24 protein-coding genes, 1 pseudogene and 1 CRISPR repeat array are annotated in these 24492 nt (G+C 42.9%); of the genes and pseudogenes, 11 read left to right on the forward strand and 14 right to left on the reverse strand.

Features of this window, described 5'->3' with window-relative positions:
• Window positions 1-369 precede the first annotated feature (369 nt).
• Entirely contained in the window at window positions 370-621 is a 252-nt protein-coding gene (locus CDG76_RS07140) for a hypothetical protein (RefSeq protein WP_094348351.1), read from the forward strand.
• A gap of 441 nt (window positions 622-1062) precedes the next feature.
• On the opposite strand, the gene aroF is transcribed toward CDG76_RS07140, so the two are convergent.
• The 7 genes from aroF to ldpA form a co-directional block, all read right to left on the reverse strand.
• Entirely contained in the window at window positions 1063-2121 is a 1059-nt protein-coding gene (gene aroF / locus CDG76_RS07145; RefSeq protein WP_094348352.1) for a 3-deoxy-7-phosphoheptulonate synthase, read from the reverse strand.
• A 285-nt stretch (window positions 2122-2406) separates the two neighbouring features.
• Window positions 2407-2877 (reverse strand): PAM68 family protein, encoded by a 471-nt coding sequence (locus tag CDG76_RS07150; protein ID WP_094348353.1) that lies wholly within the window; start codon window positions 2875-2877, stop codon window positions 2407-2409.
• An 11-nt stretch (window positions 2878-2888) separates the two neighbouring features.
• Window positions 2889-3158: a 30S ribosomal protein S15 gene (gene rpsO, locus CDG76_RS07155; RefSeq protein ID WP_094348354.1), complete on the reverse strand. Its 270-nt coding sequence runs from the start codon at window positions 3156-3158 to the stop codon at window positions 2889-2891.
• 145 nt (window positions 3159-3303) lie between these two features.
• A CRISPR array of direct repeats spans window positions 3304-4702; the repeat unit is 37 nt; unit sequence GTTTCAATCCCTAATAGGGATTTTAGTTGATTGCGAT.
• Window positions 4703-5132: 430 nt separating this feature from the next.
• Window positions 5133-5456, reverse strand: a complete 324-nt coding sequence (locus CDG76_RS07160; RefSeq protein ID WP_094348355.1) for a hypothetical protein — start codon at window positions 5454-5456, stop codon at window positions 5133-5135.
• 179 nt (window positions 5457-5635) lie between these two features.
• The gene (locus CDG76_RS07165; protein WP_094348356.1) at window positions 5636-5815 is read right to left on the reverse strand and encodes a chlorophyll a/b-binding protein; all 180 of its coding nucleotides are present in this window, start codon (window positions 5813-5815) and stop codon (window positions 5636-5638) included.
• 611 nt (window positions 5816-6426) lie between these two features.
• Entirely contained in the window at window positions 6427-8160 is a 1734-nt protein-coding gene (locus tag CDG76_RS07170) for a R3H domain-containing nucleic acid-binding protein (protein WP_094348357.1), read from the reverse strand.
• 82 nt (window positions 8161-8242) lie between these two features.
• The gene (gene ldpA / locus CDG76_RS07175) at window positions 8243-9403 is read right to left on the reverse strand and encodes a circadian clock protein LdpA (RefSeq protein ID WP_094348358.1); all 1161 of its coding nucleotides are present in this window, start codon (window positions 9401-9403) and stop codon (window positions 8243-8245) included.
• 228 nt (window positions 9404-9631) lie between these two features.
• Between ldpA and CDG76_RS07180 the strand changes: the two genes are divergently transcribed.
• From CDG76_RS07180 to CDG76_RS07190, 3 genes are all read left to right on the forward strand, one after another.
• Window positions 9632-10204 (forward strand): response regulator, encoded by a 573-nt coding sequence (locus tag CDG76_RS07180; RefSeq protein WP_190240785.1) that lies wholly within the window; start codon window positions 9632-9634, stop codon window positions 10202-10204.
• On the forward strand, window positions 10189-10680 hold the full coding sequence (locus CDG76_RS07185; protein ID WP_094348360.1) for an ATP-binding protein: 492 nt from the start codon (window positions 10189-10191) through the stop codon (window positions 10678-10680). The genes CDG76_RS07180 and CDG76_RS07185 overlap by 16 nt, the downstream gene beginning before the upstream one ends.
• A gap of 130 nt (window positions 10681-10810) precedes the next feature.
• The gene (locus CDG76_RS07190; protein WP_094348361.1) at window positions 10811-11170 is read left to right on the forward strand and encodes a VOC family protein; all 360 of its coding nucleotides are present in this window, start codon (window positions 10811-10813) and stop codon (window positions 11168-11170) included.
• 83 nt (window positions 11171-11253) lie between these two features.
• On the opposite strand, the gene CDG76_RS07195 is transcribed toward CDG76_RS07190, so the two are convergent.
• From CDG76_RS07195 to CDG76_RS07210, 3 genes are all read right to left on the reverse strand, one after another.
• Window positions 11254-12447 (reverse strand): Coenzyme F420 hydrogenase/dehydrogenase, beta subunit C-terminal domain, encoded by a 1194-nt coding sequence (locus tag CDG76_RS07195; protein ID WP_094348362.1) that lies wholly within the window; start codon window positions 12445-12447, stop codon window positions 11254-11256.
• Window positions 12448-12793: 346 nt separating this feature from the next.
• Window positions 12794-13768 carry a DNA polymerase III subunit delta' gene (locus CDG76_RS07205; RefSeq protein ID WP_094348364.1) on the reverse strand — a complete coding sequence of 325 codons (975 nt, stop codon included), beginning with the start codon at window positions 13766-13768 and terminating at the stop codon, window positions 12794-12796.
• A gap of 85 nt (window positions 13769-13853) precedes the next feature.
• Window positions 13854-14267 carry a hypothetical protein gene (locus CDG76_RS07210; RefSeq protein ID WP_190240786.1) on the reverse strand — a complete coding sequence of 138 codons (414 nt, stop codon included), beginning with the start codon at window positions 14265-14267 and terminating at the stop codon, window positions 13854-13856.
• Window positions 14268-14732: 465 nt separating this feature from the next.
• On the opposite strand from CDG76_RS07210, the pseudogene CDG76_RS07215 reads away from it, so the two are divergent.
• The 6 genes and pseudogenes from CDG76_RS07215 to CDG76_RS07240 form a co-directional block, all read left to right on the forward strand.
• A pseudogene (locus tag CDG76_RS07215) lies at window positions 14733-15266 on the forward strand (PadR family transcriptional regulator); the annotation flags it as partial.
• A 102-nt stretch (window positions 15267-15368) separates the two neighbouring features.
• Window positions 15369-16226 (forward strand): sugar kinase, encoded by an 858-nt coding sequence (locus tag CDG76_RS07220; protein WP_094348367.1) that lies wholly within the window; start codon window positions 15369-15371, stop codon window positions 16224-16226.
• 118 nt (window positions 16227-16344) lie between these two features.
• Window positions 16345-17205 carry a 3'(2'),5'-bisphosphate nucleotidase CysQ family protein gene (locus tag CDG76_RS07225; RefSeq protein ID WP_094348368.1) on the forward strand — a complete coding sequence of 287 codons (861 nt, stop codon included), beginning with the start codon at window positions 16345-16347 and terminating at the stop codon, window positions 17203-17205.
• A gap of 403 nt (window positions 17206-17608) precedes the next feature.
• Complete coding sequence (locus CDG76_RS07230) at window positions 17609-17920, forward strand: RNA recognition motif domain-containing protein (protein ID WP_094348369.1); 312 nt, start codon at window positions 17609-17611, stop codon at window positions 17918-17920.
• 123 nt (window positions 17921-18043) lie between these two features.
• Window positions 18044-18238, forward strand: a complete 195-nt coding sequence (gene rpsU / locus CDG76_RS07235) for a 30S ribosomal protein S21 (RefSeq protein WP_069073011.1) — start codon at window positions 18044-18046, stop codon at window positions 18236-18238.
• 493 nt (window positions 18239-18731) lie between these two features.
• A complete protein-coding gene (locus tag CDG76_RS07240; RefSeq protein ID WP_094348370.1) occupies window positions 18732-19454 on the forward strand; it encodes a hypothetical protein in 723 nt (240 codons plus the stop codon).
• Window positions 19455-19540: 86 nt separating this feature from the next.
• Here CDG76_RS07240 and CDG76_RS07245 read toward each other — a convergent pair whose 3' ends face one another.
• The 3 genes from CDG76_RS07245 to psbA form a co-directional block, all read right to left on the reverse strand.
• On the reverse strand, window positions 19541-20428 hold the full coding sequence (locus CDG76_RS07245; RefSeq protein WP_094348371.1) for a hypothetical protein: 888 nt from the start codon (window positions 20426-20428) through the stop codon (window positions 19541-19543).
• Between the two features lie 48 nt (window positions 20429-20476).
• Window positions 20477-20986, reverse strand: coding sequence for a hypothetical protein (locus CDG76_RS07250; protein WP_094348372.1), 510 nt, complete (start codon window positions 20984-20986; stop codon window positions 20477-20479).
• A gap of 266 nt (window positions 20987-21252) precedes the next feature.
• Window positions 21253-22335, reverse strand: coding sequence for a photosystem II q(b) protein (gene psbA / locus CDG76_RS07255; protein WP_094348373.1), 1083 nt, complete (start codon window positions 22333-22335; stop codon window positions 21253-21255).
• A gap of 314 nt (window positions 22336-22649) precedes the next feature.
• Here psbA and CDG76_RS07260 point away from each other — a divergent pair, with 314 nt between their 5' ends.
• A complete protein-coding gene (locus tag CDG76_RS07260; protein WP_094348374.1) occupies window positions 22650-23015 on the forward strand; it encodes a VOC family protein in 366 nt (121 codons plus the stop codon).
• Between the two features lie 175 nt (window positions 23016-23190).
• Here the strand turns inward: CDG76_RS07260 and CDG76_RS07265 are convergent, their stop codons facing one another.
• Window positions 23191-24480 (reverse strand): hypothetical protein, encoded by a 1290-nt coding sequence (locus CDG76_RS07265; protein ID WP_094348375.1) that lies wholly within the window; start codon window positions 24478-24480, stop codon window positions 23191-23193.
• Window positions 24481-24492: the final 12 nt, after the last annotated feature.

The raw sequence follows: 24492 nt of genomic DNA on the forward strand, positions 1-24492 counted from the left end.
GGTGTTAGGGGACTTTTGCAAGAGGTCTATTGAATAAAAGTGAATTTTTTGGGATGGGTATTTTGCTCGTCCCTTTTTTTCTGGTGGCAAAATTGAGTTGCAGTAACCGTATTGCAGTCAGGTAAGCACTGCTACAAACATCAAAATCGAAGTTTTCGGTATTAACAGTCCCACTATGTAAAAATAGTTTTATTCAATAGCAGAGTCATCTTTAGATTTTTTATCCATGACATTAGTCACGATTCAACTAATTACCTTTTTCACTAGTGAATAGCTCTTTTTAGCCCTAGTATTTATTTGTCAAAGGAATTCATATTTTATGAAAAATTAATTTCTTTGATGTCAATATCATAAAAGGGAAGTTTGCGAATGAGTATTAAAAGAATGCTTGCTATTGCAGCGCTGATTTTACCAATTGCTGTTACCTTTATTCCTTTTCAAGCCGATGCTCAGATCAGACGACCAGTTAGGCGATCGGTTCCAACTAGAATAATCAGAAGACCAGTGCGAGTTAGAGTTCGTACCCCTGTTCAAGCGAGAAGGAGAATAGTGGTTCCTGGACGTTGGGTGCAAACAAATCGTGGTCGCCGCTGGATACCTGCTCGCTCTGTATATAGATAATATCATGTCCGCTTAATTAGTTATGCTAACCACAGTCATTGCACCCCACCCCTTAATCCCCTCCCCGCAAGCGGGGAGGGGAGACAAAGCTACGCTTTGGTGGGGGTGGGGTTCTTCGGGTTTAATAAGCAATCAAGCGGACATGATATAAGAAGTCTTACAATTGCAAAAAATATTGTCCATCAATATTGATTGCAAATTTGTTTTTTCATAGCTTTAGTTAGTGTTTAAAAATCCCCTTTAGAATATTTCTAAAGGGGCATTATTTCATATTACAATAGACTTCAGCCCTCACCCTTAATCCCTCTGCCAAGCTTGGGAGAGGGACTTTGAAATTGGCTCCTATTCTCCCAATTTGGGGAGAATTTGATTTATCAGGACTAAAGTCTTGACTACAAACTTTAATTTCTTTATGCCTAGCAATAGAGTTGCAACTGAATTTTAAGCTAGAGCTACTGCTGGTTGCTGCCAGCGTCCTACCGCTTTACCAATTACTGCCAATTCTTGCATCAAGTTATCGAAACGGTCTGGTGTCAGAGATTGGGGCCCGTCCGATAAAGCTTTGGCAGGATTAGGGTGAACCTCTATCATCAGGGAATCTGTGCCAGCTGCGATCGCAGCCATTGCCATTGAAGGCACAAATTCAGACCAACCTACGCCGTGGCTGGGGTCAATCATGATTGGCAGGTGAGTCAGCTTTCGCAACACGGGCACTACCGATAAATCCAGTGTATTTCGCGTATACTGACGGTCAAAGGTGCGTATTCCCCTTTCACACAAAATTACATTGGGATTGCCAGATGCCAGAATATACTCGGCTGCCATCAACCAATCTTCAATAGTAGCTGCCATTCCCCGCTTCAACAGAACTGGTTTCGGCTGCGCTCCCACTTTTTTGAGCAAGGAGAAATTTTGCATATTTCTTGCCCCCACCTGAATCACGTCAGCAACTTCGGCAATTTTATCCAGGTCTGCGGCATCCATCACTTCTGTAATAATCCCAAGTCCGCTGACTTCCCGCGCCTTCGCTAACAAATCTAAAGCACTCTCACCGTGTCCTTGAAAGGCATAAGGTGAAGTCCGCGGTTTGTATGCCCCTCCGCGCAAAAATGCGGCTCCAGCAGCCTTGACACGCCGCGCCGTCTCTACAATCATTTCTTCATTTTCTACGGAGCATGGGCCAGCAACAACTACCAAAGGCTGATGTTCGCCAAATACCACCGCTCCATTGGGAGTATTAACCACCACATCCGAAGCTTCGCCGTGGCGGTACTGACGACTAGCTCGTTTATAAGGCTGCTCTACCCGTAACACCTGCTCAATCCAGGGGCTAAGTTCCTGAATTTGTAGCGGATCTAAGTTGGCGGTTTCACCTACTAGACCAATAACTACTTTGTGTTGACCAACAATTTTTTCTGGAGTTAGCCCCCAACTGCTTAGTTCCTCATCAATGCGGTTTATTTCCGCCTCTGGGGAACCACTTTTCATTACTATAATCATCTGAAAGTTCCTGATTAATTAATTGAGTAAAATTTTCTGTAAATAGGCTAACTTTATTGTTACCTATTGGCCTAATTACAAATAGTTAAAAATAAAATTTGTTTACAAAATAAATAGACAAAATGTAGCGCTCAGTCAGTAGTCTTACCACTAAATAACTAGATATGGGGTATAAAAAGGATTATATAATTTTAATTACAATGTTGAAGTGATAAAATTTCAACTTCAACATTAACTTTTTCATTTACCCAATATCACAGTTACTTAATGCCTGAGCGCCGTTCATTATAAGTTTTTTTGCCGAGTTTCGCGCCAAGCTGCCACCATTCGTCCCAAATTGGTGCTGAACTCACCCAAACCCAACAAACTTCCGACTTTTTCTTCATCCCAAGAGGCAGAGAGAACGCCATAAGTTATCCCTAAAACCCCCAAACCAAATAATCCCATGTTCACCAATAACACGGCGATGGGAGGTAGTCGGATATCAGAGTAGGCAGCAAGCAGATAGCTAGCAACCAAGGCGCTAATGCCCAAAGCTGTTGGTACACCAGAGAACCCAGCTACCCGTCGGATCATCCGTTGGCTGACTACTTGGGGAATTGCCATCTCTTGTTTGCTGTAAACCACTTTTTTCTCAGCCTGTTTGACGGATTCTTGGGGCTGTGCTGCTGGTTTACTTTGAGTTTTTGCGGGTTTTTGGCGCTTTTTGTTCGGTTCAAAGGGCAAACGACTGCGTTCAGATTCTTCAGCAGACATAAGCGGTAGTCCTATCCACGAATACCGAGACGAGCAATCAAAGCTAGATATTTTTCCCGGCTTTCTTGCGATATATAAGCTAGAAGACGCTTGCGCTGACCGATTAGCTTCAACAGTCCCCGCCGAGAAGAATGGTCTTTTTTATTTGCCTGGAGATGTTCGCTGAGGCGGTTAATGCGCTCAGTTAGCATCGCAACTTGGACATCGGCCGAGCCAGTGTCAGTTTCGTGAACTTGGTAGTTGGAGATTATTTCTTGTTTCCGCAGTTGCGTGAGGGCCATGGTCGATTCAGTTTCTAGTTTTTCTAAAATGTATGCAGCAGTCTCCTATAATATCACAGCCCTCAAGCTGGATGTGGAATGACTCTTGAGGTAATATTTGTACTTTTTGATACTATCTTTTACAGGATAGCTCTCAGTAGACTTCGTTCCAATCCCTGATAGGGATTTTAGTTGATTGCGATCCAGTAGAAATATGGGAACCGGAAGGGGCAAGCTACTAAGTTTCAATCCCTAATAGGGATTTTAGTTGATTGCGATATAGAGATGCAGTAGCAAATAAGCCTATGCGTGATGTTTCAATCCCTAATAGGGATTTTAGTTGATTGCGATTCTCTAGTACTAGCGGGTTTAAATAGACTTGCTGAGTTTCAATCCCTAATAGGGATTTTAGTTGATTGCGATTTGAAGTTGAAAAGCCAGAATTTGAAATTTACCCGTTTCAATCCCTAATAGGGATTTTAGTTGATTGCGATGACAAGGTTTAAGCTGTGTGGTGCGATCGCTCGAGTTTCAATCCCTAATAGGGATTTTAGTTGATTGCGATAATTTAAAGTTTAGTTTTGCTGATACATTAAATTTTGTTTCAATCCCTAATAGGGATTTTAGTTGATTGCGATTCTCTCATATTTCCTTTAAGCGTTTTTTACTTTGTGTTTCAATCCCTAATAGGGATTTTAGTTGATTGCGATCCTTGTAAACTAAGCGATCGCACTAGTGCAATGGGTTTCAATCCCTAATAGGGATTTTAGTTGATTGCGATCGATCCAAATATAAAAAGTGTCCGTTGCCCAACGATTGGTTTCAATCCCTAATAGGGATTTTAGTTGATTGCGATTTATATAGTCGAGGAATTGCTGTTTTAAAAGCAAGTTTCAATCCCTAATAGGGATTTTAGTTGATTGCGATCTGTTACAGGAGGATGCACAGCGACTCGCTGTTTCAATCCCTAATAGGGATTTTAGTTGATTGCGATGCAATTAGGGGAATTGATAACTCAATCGCAGCGTTTCAATCCCTAATAGGGATTTTAGTTGATTGCGATCTGAGAATAAACGGGAATACTAAGAGCAGTGTATACCCTGTGTTTCAATCCCTAATAGGGATTTTAGTTGATTGCGATGTCCCTGAATCCATTAGTTACAAATCTGTCACCGGTTTCAATCCCTAATAGGGATTTTAGTTGATTGCGATTTAAAATGCAATGTCCTGCCTTACTATCGAGACGAGTTTCAATCCCTAATAGGGATTTTAGTTGATTGCGATGATGGTTGGTAGTTTGGTTCTGGGCGCAACTATGTTTCAATCCCTAATAGGGATTTTAGTTGATTGCGATATTGATAGCGCAAGATGCCCGACGTGCAGCGCTGTTTCAATCCCTAATAGGGATTTTAGTTGATTGCGATAAATTTCGTAGATTGGCATGGGATGACGTGTGGGTTTCAATCCCTAATAGGGATTTTAGTTGATTGCGATTCAAGGTGCTTATCTTTGAAGCCTTCTTGTTCGTGTTTCAATCCCTAATAGGGATTTTAGTTGATTGCGATCGCAGTCGTCTGAAAGGCTTGTGTTATTTGATTTTCAAGGTTCAATAGCGCGAATGCAAAAATCATAACATAAGGAGTAGCAATTGTGCTAACTGTAAATAGCTGAAAGTCAGTCTACATAAGGTGCGCGGATGGTTTCAAGATACTACAGCCCTCAAATCCTTGCATATACGGCAATTCAGCTATTTTTGTATTCACCCCTTCGCCAACACCTACCCATCCGCGCATTGAGCGAAAAAACTAATCTGATTGGAAAGCTGTTTCTGTTTACTTACATATATCCTACTCGATTAGGTCAGCCGACTTTAGGGTGATGCCTAGGCTTACGCAATTCCAGCATCTATGTGGGTTTGGCGTGTATTTGGGAAGAAAAGGCCGACTTTAGGGTGATGCCTAGGCTTACGCAATTCCAGCATCCCCATGACTAACCTTATTTGTCAACGTCTTCAAAGTCTGTTATTGCATAAGCAAATTCTCTAAAAGCTGTTTTAATCAGAACCTCTTTTGTTCCTCTTTCTAGAGAAGAGTTGCGTATGAGGTCTGTTAATTCTATGAACAACAGAGAAAACATAAAACGATCTTGGCGGTCAACTTGTTTCAAGCAAGACGATATAAACTGATAAAGCTCTGTTTTTCTGGGTTTGGTCTGTTCATCCCATATTTGCAAGCCAAGCCGAAAAGTTCTCAAACGGATTTCATTGGTGTTGAAGGACGCGTCTTTGTAGCGGACTGATACGCGTTGGGGTAGTTCCATGAGTTTTAGCTATACATATTCAACGTAAAGTAATTATTCACTTATATTTTGGCTCAACCGGAAAAATCTGATATTTTGCACCAATGGCAACAGCCGCCAGATGTTAGAAACGAATGACTGGTATGGAATATAGGGAGTTTTGTAGGGTAGAACGGTTATACTACCCTACGATCGTCAATTTAGAGGATACCCCAGAAATGGAGTAGCCCTTGACCAGAAAAAGCTTCAATCAAAATCGCAGATACAAAACCAATCATTGCAAGACGACCGTTCCAATTTTCACTCTGAGGAGTGAAGCCAAAACGCACAGCATTAGGATCTTCTGAAACAATAGGCGCAGGATTCTTAAAACCTGACATGAGAATAACTCCAAAGTTCAAGTGTTGTAGCAGTTGTAACTGTCTGTAAAGTAATGTAACAGATGTTTAAAAAAATGCAAGATTGAGCGAATTAGAATCTACTCACTCTTTACGAATTCTTTGTCTACAAGACGCTGCGTGATGTTGATGATAACAGCGAATTAGTGCAAGAAAATTGGACTATTAGCTTGAGTATAGATAATGATTTTGACGATTTTTGATGGTTAAAGCGCTTTTCAAATGTGCTTAAAGTCACAGCGAAACACTTTTCAAACAACCTCTCAGACTGGGAATGCCGTCTTTGGGGCTGCTGCCTCCCTTGCTGGCGGCAGAGCCGCTTTTGAATCTCGTTTCCAGCCTCTGGGCTGGAAACGAGATTCAAAACGTGATATTCAGTTCTCTGGCTTCCCATCACGGGATGCATTACCCCACCCTAACCCTCCCCGTATGTATTGGGGAGGGAACTGGATTTTCTTGTTTCCCCCCTTTACAAGGGGGGATTAAGGGGGGTAAAACGCCTGTGGAATAAGCGTTTTAGCTTAAGTTGACACCAATGATGGGCCTTGCGCCCCTACTATGGGATATTTTTTTTAACTGGAAGTCCCTTAAAGTTACGCCGGATAAATCCGTAATCTTCTATTTGGTTCTTCGCCAAAACTATGCGACTTGAGGCGATAATGTTCTACCAACTCATGTTGCATTTTGCGGACTTGGGGAGAACGCGGCAATAACTCGACTGGCTGTCCTTTAGGAATCACAATTTGCTCAACGGCAAGTCTAGCTTCTTCCAAGGCATCCATTTCATCATCGCTACCATTGTGCAAAAACAATTGTAGTTCTCTATCATCGGCCATCTCTGGATCGTCAATATTCAGCAACCGCCGCAAACCACGGGTAATTTGGGGAATGGTGCTGGACTTAATTACGTGGATGGGTACATGACGAGCTTTGGCCATTTGGCGCAATTTGGCGTGGTTTTTGACGTGCGATCGCAGTGCTAAAATTGCATCAGCACTATCTATATCTTTTGTCAATACCACGGGCAAAGTTAGCACGCTAATTACCTGTTCCAGTTGGTGACGGCTAACCCCATAAGGGTAAACGTGCAATGGCAAATCTTCCCCATTCGGCCCTGGCACTCTTGTAGCAGCATCAAAATCAATGCTCTCAGAATAATTGAAAGATTCATCCAGTAAACGGTCAAACTCGCTGCGCCCAGTTACCCGCTCTACAGGCAATTGGGGTAGTGCAACCATTTGTCCAGATGAACGCCAGCCATTAGACGGTCGCGCCGGCGGGAAAGAATCTTCCACTGTTGCTAGCTGTCCACCACGACCGTTGACAACAGCTAACTGACGTGTAACCGCAATTTTGCCGTGGTCATCAACGGTTCTGGTTTGTGGAGTAGCTTGACGACCCCGCAACAGATTATCTACGGTGTCAGCAACACTTTCGTGTACTGTCCAGCGTTGGCGTTCCAACATTTCCACCGCAATTTCAAAGGTAGGCGGCGCTTTCCGCTCCAAAACGGTCTTTTGAGAGCCTCGCCGTCTGGCTTCATCGTCTCCCAGCGTCACAGCTTGGATACCCCCAACTAAATCAGCGAGGGTGGGGTTTTTAATCAGGTTTTCGATCTGATTACCGTGGGCAGTACCTACCAACTGTACGCCCCGTTCCGCAATGGTACGAGCCGCTAAAGCTTCCAGTTCCGTGCCAATTTCATCAATGACAATGACTTCTGGCATGTGGTTTTCTACTGCCTCAATCATCACCTGATGCTGTTCGTTTGGATGAGCCACCTGCATCCGCCGAGCGCGACCAATGGCAGGGTGAGCAACATCACCATCCCCAGCGATTTCGTTGGAGGTGTCAATAATCACCACTCGCTTATGCAGATCGTCCGCTAAAACACGGGCTATTTCCCGTAAGGCGGTAGTTTTGCCCACGCCTGGACGCCCCAGCATGAGAATCGATTTACCAGTTTCTACCAAATCGCGGATCATGCCAATGGTTCCGAATACCGCCCGACCAACGCGACAGGTCAAGCCAATAATCTTACCAGTGCGGTTGCGAATGGCACTGATCCGATGCAAAGTTTGCTCAATTCCTGCTCGATTATCTCCGCCAAAGATTCCGACTCGTTGAATGCAATCATCTATTTGTTCTTGAGTAACGGGTACTTCGCTCAAATACTCAGCTTGATTAGGAAAGCGAGCCTCTGGGCGACGACCCAAATCCAAGACCACTTCTACTAAACTATCTCGTTTGGGATGACTCTCTAGTACTTGTTGCAGGTCTTGGGGCAAAATGTCTAATAACTTTTGGAGATCGTCTGTAATCGTCATGCTTTCTATGGTGACGTTTTTAGAGATAGCGAGGACATTTGCGTGCAGGAGAACCCGTCCTGGGTATTTTCCGAACGAGCGATTAATGCTCCTGCTGTGACTTGATCTGGGAAACGAGAGAATGGGCAAGTTCTACAGCTTGCCAAAGTAATACTTCATCTTCTTCTAAGCGAACATTCGCCTTCATATTAATGTTACTTACCTCCTTATTCTCTAACTGTTCGAGAATTGGTGACAGCAGTACACGAGCGTAGCTACCGTAGGCGACCCCAGAAATGGAGGAGGGGGGGCAGGGAGCGGGGAGCAGGGGGGAAAACTTTTCTCCTCTGCCCCCCGCCCCCTGCCCCTCTGCCTCTTTTAGCAGTCCCATTGCCTTTAACTTAGCAACGGTATACTTATTTGTGCCGCCTGCTAACTGCACATATCCCGGTAACTTAGCTGCCAAAACTTTTTGCCCTAATTTCACCGCGGCTATTGTGGTGCCATCGCCAATATCACCACTCATCGGACGACCATCGGTTTGCCAAATTAAAGCACCCTTGAGTGGGGCAATCCTGTCATACAGCGCTCTCAAATAGTCAATCATCCCTTCGCCATCAGGACAGCTGATTGCTAGTAACTTTAGTTGATCCGCCCACGGTGAAATTGCTTGCCATAATCGCTCAAATTCTGCCAACCGCCCGACTTGTGTATGGATTTCTACGGCATCTACTCCCGTTGACATTACCAATGGCGCGATCGCTCCCGGCGTTGTCACGTATGAAGCTGTATAAATTATACTATAAGGACAAATTGGTATGCAACGACCGCAGCCATAACACTTTTCGGATACTACTCCTGAAAAGTCTTCTTTGATACTGTCAAACACGATCGCTTGTGCCGGACAAATCCGTTCACAGGGTCTAGGGCAGTCTGTAGGACACTCATGAGGATTAAATTCTGCTTTGCGAAAATGGGGGTCTTCTCCATCGTTTAGGCTGACCATCAAAAAGGGTAAATTGCCTTTGTAGTCAAAGCCTCGCTTTTGGGCATCCCTAGCCAGAGATTTGGCTGCTTGTAGCCCTGATTGCGCTGCTGCAATTACTGCTGGATCAGCTGCAACATCTATGCAGTCAGCGCCCGCCAAAGTATAGGCTAACGTTAAACTTCTGACTGCCGGCAAATGCTGGAAGCTGGCTCCGCAGATCAGCTTGAACCAGTCACCTTGTTTGAGAGATTGTAAAGGTAGAAACAGATCAGTCACTATTCTATTATGCGTTTATGCGACTAAAAATAGTAGTCTGCGATCGAGAAAAAGTCCGAATTTGCTGATTTAGGGTTTATTGAATTGGAGATTGGGCATGGGGCATTGGGAATGGACAAGAGACAAGGTAGACGAGGGAGAGACTTGTTCAATAATTCCCCCTTGTCCCCTTGTCTCCCCTACTCCCCCATTCCCCACTCCCGCAGCTATCTTAGGAGGCCGACATACATGACAACTGTATTTTTTGTAGAAGACTCTGCTGAAGATAGAGCTTTGTATCGACGCTTCCTAGAGCGGGACGATCGCTACACTTATGATATTTACGAATTTGAGTCTGGAAATCAGTCCCTACAAGCTTGTCAAACAAAAATACCAGATGTGATTTTGTTGGACTATCGATTACCAGATTTAGACGGGCTGGAATTTCTTACTAGGCTACAGAGGCAAACTTCTAACAGCCGAATTTCAGTAATTATGCTGACTGGACAGGGAGACGAAACGATCGCAGTCCAAGCGATCAAGAGTGGGGCGCAAGATTATCTAGTCAAGGGAAAGTTGACCTCTGACAATTTACGTCGAGCGGTTCATGGGGCGATCGAGCAGATGCAGCTAATGCGGCAGCTAAAACAACAACAGGAACAACAAAAGTTAGTAGGAGCGATCGCTCTTAATATTCGCCAATCCTTGAAGCTTCAAGATATCCTTGCCACGAGTGTTCAACAAGTCCGCCAGTTACTGCACACCGATCGAGTACTGCTGTATCAATTTACGCTGAACCCATTAGCATGGGCATTGTCGTAGTTGAAATCAGCGATCGCAAACGCGCTGAACAAATGTTAGAGTTGCAGGCGGTAATTACCCGCAACATGGCGGAGGGAATTTGCCTAGTTCGTGCTATGGATGGCGTGTTTGTCTACGCCAATCCTAAATTCGAGCGGATGTTTGGCTATGACTCTATTGCATTAAATATCCAGGTAATTTACATCACAAAAAGTCTGATAAATGAGGATGCTAAATCTGGTGTATTACATAATTTTCAAGTTTCTTATTTTCAAATCACAATTAGCAATTCTGGGGTGATAATTCCGAAAAAAGAACAATCTCGAATTTTTGAGCCGTTTTACCGGATTCCTGAAAGCGAACGCTGGCAACAGAGTGGCACGGGATTAGGTTTAACATTGGTTAAGAAGTTAGTAGAATATCTCCAAGGTAGGGTTGAAGTTAGCAGTTCTCAGGGCTGGACAACGTTTACAGTTCAACTGTCTTTAAGTTTGTAATGGTATTTGTCCTTTGTCCTTTGTCATTAGGCGTTGTGGTTATTAATTCTTCTCCTCCTGTCTTTCTCACTCACCGAAAGAGTTCAAACTACGCCAAAATCTAAATAAACGCGATCGCATCTTACCGACAATGCAGATTACCCAAAGTCTCCATACAGCGATTCTTGTGACTGACTTAGAACGCTCGGAACATTTTTATGGCAAAGTATTGGGATTATCCAAAATAGATCGTTCCCTAAACTACCCTGGTGCATGGTATCAAGTCGGTGACTATCAAATTCACCTGATAGTTGCACCCACTGTCCCTACGGAAAACCCAAACGAAAAATGGGGACGTAATCCCCACGTCGCCTTCACAGTAGTTGACTTAGACGCCGCCAAACAGGAATTCATCAATCAGAATTATCCCATTCAAGCTAGCGCCTCCGGTCGCGCTGCTCTGTTCACTCAAGATCCTGATGGGAATATTATCGAGTTGAGTCAGCAGTGAGGAGTGAAGAAGGGAATAGGGTACAGGTTACAGGGTACAAATTATTTTCTATCACCTGTCACCTTTCCCCTCTCCCCTCTCTTCTATTCTGGTAACTTATATTGCCCAACAATACGCTTGGCAAACTCTGGAACGTGCGCCTCTAATTTCTCTGGATGATTCCGCTTCACATACAAATAATTCCGAGTAAAGTGAGAATCAATGGAAAATCGCGCATATTCTAGACCCTTGGGGCCGATTTTTTCGATTACCACACCCATCAGTTTTGCTGCCCACATCGGCAGAGTAACGCCTTTATCATAAGCGGGAATACTTTGTTGTACGGCTTCTTTCCGGTTGCCTTTAGACGTTACTGGTTGAGTGTCTAACTGGTCTTTCACTAAATCCAGCATTTCCTTACCAGTGTCATTTCTAACTACAATCCATTGCCAGCCGAAGGGTGCGCCCATGTAGCCAACAACTAAGTCGGCTAGGGAGTTGACGTAATCAAAGCAACTCATACAAGATGGGGCAAAGACATCTTTGAGTTGATTGGTCTTCAAGCCAAAGAAAGGTACTGTTTCTGATGAGCCATCTTCATGTTTGAAGTGAACCCGGAAGTCTTGCATAAATTCGTAATGCACAACTGTGTCAGGCGATCGGCTGGTCGTTTCTAAGAATTTTTGCAGTCCGGCGCGGTTAACGTTATCTACGCAAGGCGTACCCAAAACATACAGCTTTTCTAAACCAAGTTGTTTTTCTACGGCTCGTAATGCTTGAATTTGGCAACCAACACCAATTACCAACAGTCGTTTCATCCCCGATTTTTCTACCTGTTCCAACACAGAAAGGTTCGGGGAAAGTGTTGGTTTATTTACCCGTGCTGCTAGTATTTCTTCTGGGGTACGGGCGATGACGGGCATGGGTTGAAAGCGGTCTTCTTTGGTGTTTTGCACGCAGACTACACCTTCAACTAAGCCGCGATTAAGCATTTCAATGGCAATGCTGCTAACAATACCCGTCCATTGTGAGCCTTCGATGGGCTGCTGTTTCTTCGCCGCTATCATGTCTTGATGAACACCAAAGTAGAGTTCATCGGGGTTTTCGAGATGGCGCGATCGCGTGTGTGTTTCTTGTTCAAGTTCGCCTATTTGCTGATTAATAAAAGCGCAAGCTTCCTTGACATAGTGAATATAATATGTATCGCATAGTCCGCACTCGCTACAGAGTTCTTTCGCAGGGCGGCGGCTGGTAGCTTTTAAGGCTCTAGCTTTTTTGTGAGGAGAAACTGAGGTCATATAAACTTTTTGTTTTATCCAGGAATCGCTTTTATTACAATACCTTCACTCGCTATGAACTTGACGATAGAGGATGAACAAGACATCTTGCACAAATGCAAAATTCGCCCTCATCCCCCAACCCCTTCTCCCAAAATTGGGAGAAGGGGAGTGAATTTCAAAGTCCCTCTCCCAAGCTTGGGAGAGGGATTTAGGGTGAGGGCTTTTGATTCATGCAAGAAGTCTAATGTTTTGAAACGCAGAGGGACGCAAAGTAACGCAGAGATTTTTCTGAATTTATTTCGCTACGAATTAATTAAATATTGTACTGAGACTTTGATGAGGAACTATAGAAATACAATATCAATTAGCGATGAGTAGGAGAAATAGAATTTGATTTTTGATACACAGATAAAAGCAGACATTCCCAAACTAGTCGTGGTTGAGCGTAAGAAAGCAAGTGTTTTCGAGATTGTTCTAGCTGGTTAATGATACTAGGTTGATGCCACTGCTGCCAGTAAAATTGCTGAAGATAATCAACTAACCACAGTTGTGCTTCTGTATCTAAATCCTTATCAATTTTTTTGGCTAACTCTAAGGCGTTACGGTAAGATTTAGGCGCTTTTTTCAAGTCTTCGAGTAACTCATCGGGAATAGCTTGTAATTGCTCATAAGATGCGATCGCACTTCCCGCACTACCAGCTGCTATGCTCAAAACTGCCTGATTTTGCAAAATTTCCTGATGGCCTGTTTGTGTAAGTACAACAGCCAAGGACTGTGCATCTAAGCGATAAAAAGGAATGCGTTGACAGCGTGATACCAAAGTCGGCAACACAGATTCAGGTGTAGGTGCAATTAAAATTAATGTCGCCTGTCCCGGTTCTTCCAAGGTTTTAAGTAAAGCATTGGCTGCGGCTTCTGCCATTGTTTGGGCTTCTTCCAGCACTACCACATTTCTCGGCGCTTCCAAAGGCGGACGACCTAAAAACTCGGTAATTTCCCGAATTTGCTCTAGTCTAATTACAGGTGGTGCTTTACGCTTTAGTCCTTTCTCGGCTGCTTCTGCTGCTGTTAATCGTTGTCCCTGGTATTGATACGTTGGTTGCACCCACAACAAAGCTGGATGGTTCCCCTGACGCAAACGGTTTTGTAAAGACGCAGTAATTCCCATCCCACTAGAAAATAGCAATTCCACAAAACACCTAGCTGCTAAACTCCTGCCTACACCATCTGGCCCCACAAATAAGTAGGCTGGAGGAACCCGGTTTTGCCTGACAGCCTGAGTAAGTAATTCTATAGCTTGCTGTTGTCCGATAACTGGTGCAAATGGATCGTTAGTCATTAGCCTTTGGTGGCAGTTGGTTGATGAGTGCTGAAGTGCTGAGTACGATTCTTACTTTTGTACTCAGCACTGTTTGGATTAGCAATCAAACCTTAGACGTGAGAAATCTGGATATCTCCGCGTGTGCCAACACAGCACCAGGTTCGCGCTGGAGAGCGTTGTAATACTTTCTCTCGAAGGTATTACCCGTCTCTAACGGTACAATCAGCGTGCGGACATCAGCAATCAATTTTTGGAAATCGTCCAGCAATATCGGTTCATCTGCTTGGAGCATTTCATCAACTTGCACAACCATCTCAGAAATGCGATGTAGCCAAGCAAATTGTTCGTGAGCGATGACTAGCTGAAGAAGTTCTCCACTTGATACTCGTCCACTAATCTGTTCGTAGGCAATGCGTTCTGTCTCCAGCAACATCTTGTGAAGGTCGAGTAATTTGTTTCGTAAATCACGCAGATATTGATGCTGACGTATTCTTTGTGTAAGTGTGTTAGAAGTCAATGTTACTTATCCTCTCGTTACAATAGTCTTCAATGGCTTAAATAATTTCTAAGCATTGAGAATTGGGCACTTGTACTGCCCTTCCCTGCGGGACGCTACGCGTAGCTTGCTTCCCCGGAGGGGTACGACTACGCTCAGGAACCGCGAACGCGAACAGCGTCTGGTAGAGAAGCCGTTGGCGCAGCCTCTCCAAGAGTTGTATTGGGATTGGGGAAGAGGTGACAGGTAACAGGTGATAGGGATCTGTACCCTGTAACCTTTAACCTATTCCCTTCTTCTCCCCCATGCCCTTGTGAATGGAGTTTTGTATGTATTTGGTTTCCTTCCTAAGAAGCATTATAATGAGCATATCTTTTTATAACCGTTATATCTTATATTTGATTAATCATATAATAGCATAAAATTATAAGAAGTACATAGTGTAGAACCGAGCGAGAAAATATCAATTATGGGAAAACCATCTTCATGTCGCTAGCAAATGTAATTTTAGGTCTTCTTCAGCAGCAAGAAATGACGGGCTACGACCTCAAAACGAGCTGCTTCGATCAATGCATTGCCCATTTATGGCCAGCAGATCAGGCACAAATTTACAGAACTCTCGATAAGCTAGTTGAGCAAGGCTGGATTACCTGTAACATTGAGATTCAACACGATCGCCCCAACCGCAAAGTCTACAGTGTGACGGAGCCAGGGAAAGCCGAATTTAGCCGATGGTTAGGGATTCATCAGCCCTTACCGACTATCAGAGAACCTTTACTCGTCCAGTTGCATTTTGCAGATCAGTTGTCGAATGAAACCATCATTTACGTACTGGAGCAACAATTGGCGGCTCGAAGCAAGAAGCTGGCTGAATGTGAAACTATCGATTTGCCATCACTCGGCGATGAATCTGCCAACCGCAAGCAGGTGATGCAAAGGCTGGTGCTGGAGTTGGTAATCCGAAGAGAAGAGACTTATATTGATTGGTTGAAGACAGTGATTGATGTTGTCAGTCGCCAAGAGCCATATCCATGTACCAAGAAAGAATTCAGGAGTCAGGAGGTCACTGAGCGTAGTCGAAGTGAGCCAGAATTCAGAATTGAATTTTGAACGAAAGAGCAGATGAATCGTGGATTATTTGTAGGTTTAGTAACTTTAGATTTGATTTATCTTGCTGACTCTGCCCCTAATAATAATCAGAAGATTGTCGCTACTGACTATACTGTAGCGGCAGGGGGGCCAGCAACAAACGCGGCTGTAACTTTTAATTATTTAGGAAATCAGGCTACAGTCTTAGGTGTAGTAGGTTCTCACCCAATGACGCAGCTAATTAGAGATGACTTGGCAAATTACAAAGTTGCGATCGCCGACCTTGAGCCTAGCACTGATTTAGTACCGCCTGTATCTTCGATTATTGTCACTCAAGCCACAGGTGAACGCGCTGTGGTTTCGATCAATGCTGTCAAAACTCAAGCTAGCAGCGCATCTATTCCGCTAGATATTTTGCAGAATGTCGATATAGTACTGATTGATGGACATCAGATAACGGTTGGTGATTCCATCGTTCAAATGGCTAAAGCCAATAATATCCCAGTAGCGATCGATGGTGGTAGTTGGAAGCCTGGATTTGAGCAAATTCTACCATTTGTGGATTATGCTATCTGTTCAGCTAATTTTTATCCCCCCAACTGCCAGACTGGAGAAGACGTTTTTAGCTATCTCAGTGGATTTGACATTCCTCATATCGCCATTACCCACGGACAAGAACCAATTGAATACTTGAGTGGCACTAAAACTGGTATCGTAGATGTGCCGCAGATTCAAGCGGTTGATACGTTAGGGGCTGGAGATATTTTCCACGGTGCTTTCTGTCATTACATTTTAAGGCAAAGCTTTACTGATGCACTGGCACTGGCAGCTAATATTGCTGCTGATTCCTGTAAATTTTTTGGTACTCGGCGCTGGATGGATTTAAGATAATTCGTAATTCGTAATGACGCTCAATGACTCGCTAACGCTGCGCTAACGTAATTAGTTAAACTAAGTATCGTTGTGCGCCCCTAATCACGTTATACATATTTTTAGATAGGCCAAATTAATGAAAGATTTACAAGAAATATTAGCGATCGCTCGTGAGGTAGGTTGGGGCGCAGCAGAGATACTGCGATCGTATTACGACGGCACTGCAAAAGACCCTGACTTAGAAATCCAATATAAGCAGAATGAGCCTGTCACTGTTGCCGATGTAGCTGTAAGTCAATACATTTTGCAGAGGCTACAAGCAACTTTGGGTAACGAAGATTTTGCTTACATCAGCGAAGAAACTTATCAATCGTCAAGTAGTGGTAGACAGCCTTCTGCCCCTTGGGTATGGATAATTGACCCTTTGGATGGCACACGAGATTTTATCGAAAAAACTGGAGACTATGCAGTTCACATTGCTTTAGTCAAGGAAACACGCCCAGTGTTGGCAGTGGTGGCAGTACCAGAGGCTCAAAAGTTATATTACGCTACCAAAGGCGGGGGTACGTTTGTAGAAACCTGTAACGGTTCTGTTCCTTTACAAGTGTCTTCAGGTAAACGAATTGAAGATTTAACCTTAGTCGTTAGTCGCTCTCACCGCAACCAACGGTTAGATCATCTGCTACAAAACTTACCCTGTCAAAATCAGAAATCTGTGGGTAGTGTTGGCTGTAAAATTTCCACCATTGTCGAGCAACAGGCAGATATCTACATTTCCCTTTCCGGCAAGTCTGCGCCCAAAGACTGGGATATAGCCGCTCCAGAATTGATTTTAACAGAAGCTGGTGGTAAATTTACTCACTTCGACGGCACTCCGTTGCGGTATAACACTGGTGATATCAATCAATGGGGAGGTTTGCTAGCTAGTAATGGTGAATATCACGAAGAACTATGTAAGAAAGCAGAGAGTATCTTAGCGCAGTTTGACCATAGCTAATGTACTTGAGGATAAATATTTTTTAATTTAGATTAATTTGCTTTTAAGACAGTTGATCGTGGTATGATTAATCCCATTAGCGAAAATAATCTTTACCCCTTAGTCCACAGCTTAATTTTGAAAACACTAAATATCTGGGCGATCGCGAGTTAATTACGATTTCCGATTAAAAGTGTAACTTTATATAGTACAAGCAAAAAAAAGCCAGTCTTTAGAAAGTCTGCAAACCGCCTTTAAAGGTTTGATTTGTGAATAAAATTCACTATCAGACAATATTCAAAGGCTGAATGCTGTGCTACACTCGTGGACATAAAGATTATTTTCGGTTGAGTAACTCGTTTTGATTTCTAAAAACCGTCTCTCCGAATTTAACTCTCTACACTCCCTGAATTCGGAGATTTCTATGTCAATTTACGTCGGAAACCTGTCCTATCAGGTTACAGAAGAGGACCTAAAGCAGGCTTTTGCAGAATACGGAACAGTAAATCGTGTTCAACTACCCACAGATCGGGAAACAGGCCGGCCTCGTGGGTTCGCTTTTGTGGAAATGGAATCAGACACACAAGAACAAGCTGCCATAGATGCACTTGATGGTGCTGAGTGGATGGGACGTGATTTGAAAGTGAACAAAGCTAAACCTCGTGAGGAAAGAAGCAGTTCTCCTCGTGGTAGCTGGGGTGGCGGTAATGCCCGCCGCAACAATAATCGCTACTAAGTCGATTCCTGAAAATTTCACATTTAGAGTCTCCAGCAGATAAAGCTAAAGGCTAGATTCTGCTGGAATATTTTATTTGGTATTTAGTCCTGAACTATTCATCCACATTAAGGAGGAATGAGAATGACACAAGTAGTTTTAGGGGAGAATGAAGGTATTGAATCAGCCTTGAGAAGATTTAAACGGGAAGTTTCTAAAGCAGGAATTTTCCAAGATATGAGAAAAAAGCGTCACTTTGAGACACCGATAGAAAAAGAGAAGCGTAAAGCAATTGCTAGGCACAAACAACGTCGTCAACAACGTTCTCGCTTCAATTAAAAGTCCAAGCAAATTTGCCCTTCCATTTGACATCTAGCCAGCATCTCTTCATTGTTGCCATACTTCCGGCAAGCCACAAGTAATTAGGCATACATCAATCAATAAACAAGCTGTTCGTAGTAGCGCTGTACTGTTTTTTCAGCGCTACTAACTGTATATATTTTGAATTGCGTTAACTAAGTAGGCATAATTAAACATACAATAAAATCCTAGTTTGTAGTGAGCGATTCATCGCTCATAGCAAGGTTTATCAGGACTAAAGTCCTTACTGCAAACTTTAATTTATTTATACATAGCTACTTAGAGCAGTTCGTAGAGACGCACAGCTAGCTATGCGCCCATCACTTATACCTGATTTCACAAAGAAGCGCTATAGTTTGTTGAGTTCTCTTTACGGAACTCGCAGCAATATAAATGTATTCTCCCTCTGTATCCATAAAGTATTGTAGATATCGTTAGTCTGCAATCTCTGGCTCTGGATTTTGAAATAAAAATGTTACGACTTTATCATTTATTACTAGGCTCTATTTTGCTGGTGTCAATACCGGTGGGAGCGAAATTTCTTCTACCCCAATTTTCTCCACCCAAAGTAGTAAAAACTCCTACCGTTGCCAAACTTCCCAACTCTAATCAGGGAAATATCTGGCAGAAAATTCTGGGAAGTGCTGCTGCTCCAACTAACTGGCAAGTTGCTCCCTGTGAAGGAAATGCACCGCTGTTGTGTGTCTCCTCCAAAGGAAAACGTTTGGGTACAGTTGAGATTAACATTTATCCACTAGCAAACAATGAGGATTTACGAAAGAAACTCTTAGCAGCTGGTATTCCAACTGCTTCCCTAGTAGACTACCAAAGTCCCAAGTACCAAACCCAATTATTACCAGTACTTAAGACTTGGGTTGCAGACCACTACGCTGCGTTTGCCAAAGATCGTCAGGGTAAATATGGAAAACAGATTACTTTCTCATCCTACCCACCGCAACCAGTACCCGTTGGTAAGCTTCAGGGAATCCGCTATGGGTTCGCTGAACTCAATCAACAAGGTGGAGTACAAGAGCAACATATCGGTCATGTTGCCTTTGATGGCACTAAACTTTACGTAATTACCACTGCATTTGACACAGGTAGGCAAACAGGTAAGTTTGATAAACTAGAAAACTTGGCTATTTTTCAACCTTACTTGTATGCGATCGCAGCAGATTTGCATTTACCCCAATAGGCCTTGGGTTAGGAGGTTACAGGTTACAGGTAATAGGGAATAATTTGTCCCCTGTAACCTGTAACCTTCTTCAATCACCCATCAACCTAAATCTCAGCCACCGCGCGTTCAATCAAGCGATGTGCTAAAGTTTGCGTGCCAGTGTGCTCATAATAATTTGTTGCTACATCCAGGAATGCTGCGAGGTAGTCCAACTTGTCATCAGCAATATCGGTAAAACTTTGCAAGTTGTGGACAACCTTTTGCGGCGTTAAATTATTGGCGCTAACTAACCCACTCATCCAACCTTTCACAGAGTCAAAGCTTTCGCCGATAAAGTTGAGTTTACTGCCGGCGTTGCTCCCTGGAATCACATCTTTGATGTTTTGGAAAGTCGAGTTTTGTTCTAACTCCTGTGGATTTGTTTGATTCAGCCCAGATATCGCTTTGCTGATAAAATCTGGGCCCAAAGGTATCAAACCATCAACGCAAACTAACGCTACCATGCGGATCAGCGACTCACCACTATACTCACCTAAAGAGGCGACAAAATCCCCAATACTGTCTCCCGGAATGCCGTTAATTTGACAGAAGGCTACCAACTCAGCCACTAATTTTAATGTCAAATCAATGGTTTGGGCTTTGTCAGGTTTAGGAGTGACAGAGTTTAAAAAACCCAACAGAGGAATTTTTTCGCCGACTTTGTTAGCTAAAGCTGCTGCACCAAGTGCTCTATCTGTAGCATCAACTGTTTGATATAACCACAAAGCTGTTTGGTATCCTTGGGATTTATCGTTGAATAGATAAATCGCTCTTTCGCCAATTTGCTGAATTAAATCTTCGTCGTCTTCGCCAGTGACTTTCTTAATAGTGTTGACAAAGCCGACGGTGTTTTGCCACTCTCCAGGAGCAACAAAATCGAGGGACTTCAACATAGAAACAGTCAAGCCGCCAGTTGGCAATTGATCGACCAACTCAACAATCGATTTGCTCACAAAAATCTCCTTATTTAGGTTTTATGATCTGAATGTTAGTAGTGCAAATCATTTCAGTCTAGCTAGACCATTAAGATTAAACTTCTCTAGCCAATCTGCGCGATCGCTAGCTGTAAATGATGAATCACGAGAAAGTGCTTTTACTTGGTACTTACCTACCAAAATTGCAGTTTGCGTTTTACCAACTTCTATTGCGGGATAACCGCCAATTTTTTTAGTGCTTTTCGAGAACTTTGCTGCTGCACTGGGTGTGCTAGTAGTATCAGAAATAGACAGCACCGCTATATCTTTACCGCCTTTTTTCAACTTCGCTTCCGCAAAGCCTTTTTTCTCTTGGGTATAGACGCGTTGGTAGCCATCACCAGCTTTTGGGAAAAGTTTATTAAATTCGCTACCCTGAGTTGCGGTTTTAGCTACCGCAAGACCCTTTTTCTGTTGAGTACTTTCTTTTTGCGCCTGGTCAAAACGTCCAGGTGTTTTTGGGCTACAGGCTGTTGTCAGTAGTACCACTGACAGCAACAAAGCGGCTACTACCCTACGCCCACGGTGTAAAATCATTCTTGGCTTTTCCTTATAGTTGAGCTTTCAGGCAATTATCTGCGCTGCTAGCAATTATTACCCGTAAAATTTACTTTTTGATAATTATTGCCTAAGTTCTTAAATATAGAGGTCTAGTTTTGATGTAATACCCATCATTTTGCACTTCAAAAAAAAGTTCAATGCCATACTCAACGTAGCAATTAATGCAATGCAAAAACGCCCCCCCTTTCGGGAGAGCGTCTTTCGTCTACAGATAAACTTGAAGACTATATCTCAGATTACGATTAACCGTTGATAGCAGGAGCAGTAAGAGCTACAGGAGCAGAATCGCCAGCAGCCAAATCTAGAGGGAAGTTGTGAGCGTTGCGCTCGTGCATTACTTCCATACCCAGGTTAGCGCGGTTGATTACATCCGCCCAAGTTGCAATCACACGACCTTCAGAGTCAATGATTGATTGGTTGAAGTTGAAACCGTTCAAGTTGAACGCCATTGTGCTTACACCCAAGGCGGTGAACCAGATGCCGATTACAGGCCATGCTGCTAAGAAGAAGTGCAGTGAACGGCTGTTGTTGAAAGAAGCGTATTGGAAGATTAAACGACCGAAGTAGCCGTGGGCTGCAACGATGTTGTAGGTTTCTTCTTCTTGACCGAACTTGTAACCGTAGTTAAGAGACTCGGTTTCAGTTGTTTCACGAACCAAGGAAGATGTAACCAAAGAACCGTGCATTGCACTGAACAAACTTCCGCCGAATACACCAGCTACACCTAATTGGTGGAAGGGGTGCATCAAGATGTTGTGTTCTGCTTGGAACACGATCATGAAGTTGAAGGTTCCGCTTATTCCCAAAGGCATACCATCAGAGAATGATCCTTGTCCGATGGGGTATACCAAGAATACTGCACTTGCTGCTGCTACTGGAGCAGAATATGCGATCGCAATCCAAGGACGCATACCTAAGCGGTAGGATAATTCCCATTCACGACCCATGTAGCAGAATATGCCAATCAGGAAGTGGAAAATTACCAATTGGTAAGGACCGCCGTTGTACAACCACTCATCAAGAGAAGCTGCTTCCCAAATTGGGTAGAAGTGTAAGCCGATAGCGTTGGAGGAAGGAACAACTGCACCAGAGATGATGTTGTTTCCGTAGATTAAGGAACCTGCAACAGGTTCGCGGATACCATCAATGTCTACTGGAGGAGCGGCGATGAAGGCGATTACGAAGCAAGCGGTAGCCGCTAGCAAGGTTGGAATCATTACTACGCCGAACCAACCGATGTAGATCCGGTTGTTGGTGCTGGTGATCCATTCGCAGAATCGATCCCATACGTTGGCGCTTTCGCGACGTTGTAAGGTTGCTGTCATTGTTTTATAAGTGCGGTTAGTTATTTATGAATCAGGCGGTAAAGTCTTTGCCTGTGAATCTACTTTACAATGCTTTACAATTTTTAATCAACTTTTATTACTTCAGTAAAACTGATGTAAGTCATTAGGTTTACTTATTTAAGCTCGATCTTTCTAGTGTTTGCAGGTGTTCCAAATACAGTGAACATATAATTTAGATATGTTTACTCTGGTGTCAGCGCTGAAAAGATAAAATAGAAAGGAACGTTGTTGTTATCGACTCTGAATAAACAGTTGATATGAATTACTACCAGAGTTAGGAGGGAAGGTGTGACATGACAATTACTCTAAATCACACCATAGTGCCCGCACATGACAAAGAAGCATCGGCGAGGTTGTTTGCAAAAATTTTCGGTTTAGAGGTCGAGCTTCCCGTTGGTCACTTCGCTGCTGTGCATATAAATGATGCATTAACGCTCGACTTCGCCGACGCTGAAGCGTTCGAGCCACATCATTATGCGTTCCATGTCAGTGATGAAGAATTTGATGCAATTTTTGCACGCGTCAAAGAAGCGGGTATTGAATACAGTAGCGACCCCATGCATCAGAATAAAGGACAAATTAACCACAGAAAGGAAGGTCGTGGCTTCTATTTCTATGACTCCGATGGCCACAACTTAGAATTATTAACCCGTGCATAGATTTTTGACATCAGGTCAAGTCGCTTCGCTCCAATTAAAAATTAAAAATTATTAATTAGAAATTGAATAAACAAATTTTAATTAATAATTTTTAATTGCCGAAGGGTGGGAGCTTGTACGCCAAATTAATTAAAAATTATTAGTCTTAATTTTTAATTAAAAAAAGGTCAATGCATTACTTCTTGACTAAGAAATATGCTGTGGCATAGTCCGGTAATTGGCTGATATTCTGCCCAAATTCTGTTTTATTCTTAAAAATACCAGCCAAAAAATCGAGCTGATAAAGATTGGGTAAAAATGCTCCGCCTGTATCGGCGATGACTCCCATTTGCAGATGTTTGCGCCCACCTTGAGTATGCTCAATCACAACCACCTTACCTAAACCAATATTTAAAACATCTCCAGCAAAAGTAACTCCGGGTTTGATAGAAATTTTTGCATCTATTTTGTATCCATAGCCTTTAATATCATCAACTTCTCTAAAATACCAATAACGCTTTTGTGCTGTTGCCTTTAATCCGCGGATATAAGCTATTCCATTGTTTCTATCTACATTAAAAAAGGCCTTATCACCATCGGTAAAATTAATCAGGATTGTTCCTTCCATAATTGCTTCTTCTAAGCCGTTTCTGGTTAGATAAGCAAGAGTGTTAACTTTTCCAAATTCTCTACCACCTGGTTCATAAATACCAGACAAAACATCTTGCTTTGTGTATCGAGTGTAGAACTTATCGTTATTAGAGTTGTCTTTTAAGCTATAAATTGGTATATTAAAAGTAGAGGTTTTCTTGCGGGAACCAGGGTGAGTAAATACAGCATATTTGGTAATTCGTAATTGTTTTTGCTGTTTACTTTTAGGGTTGTAGGCAGACCATTTAATAACTCGGAAATTGGTATTAATAAAATTAGAGTCTTGTAAACGAGTAGCCCGATTATTAGCAATATCCTCCTTCAAAACAGCAATCATGAAATCTAAAGTTTTGAGGACATCTGGTACAGTAACTCCTTGAGTAGCAAGCACTCCTGTACGCATAATATCTGGGTCTTGGGAAGCATAATCTTGAAAATATTTTCTAGTATTAACGAGAACAGTTAATAAATCTCCTTGATTGAATTTAACCTTACTATTTGGGAGTTTTCCTGGAGTAGCAATTTGGCTGCCATTAATGTTAAATTTATATTTTTTGAACTCATCAACAACTGGATAAGGTGCAGATGCTGCTAACAAATTCTGTCGAGATGAAAAAGCATTTGGAAGCCTTGAGTTAAGTTGTTCGGCAGCTTGATTTGAGGTCAGAGAAATCTGTGATTGAAGTAGGGCAGAATTTTCTTGTTGAGTAAATGAGTGATTTTCTTGAGCTAGTTGTTTAGTTTTTGAGTGGGTATATAGATAACTACTTGCTAAACTGACAATTAATAAGGCAGCAGAACCTACTGTAAAGCGGAATTTTTTGCTAAATAACATATTCTTTAATGC

Source organism: Nostoc sp. 'Peltigera membranacea cyanobiont' 210A, from assembly GCF_002246015.1.
GTDB lineage: Bacteria > Cyanobacteriota > Cyanobacteriia > Cyanobacteriales > Nostocaceae > Nostoc.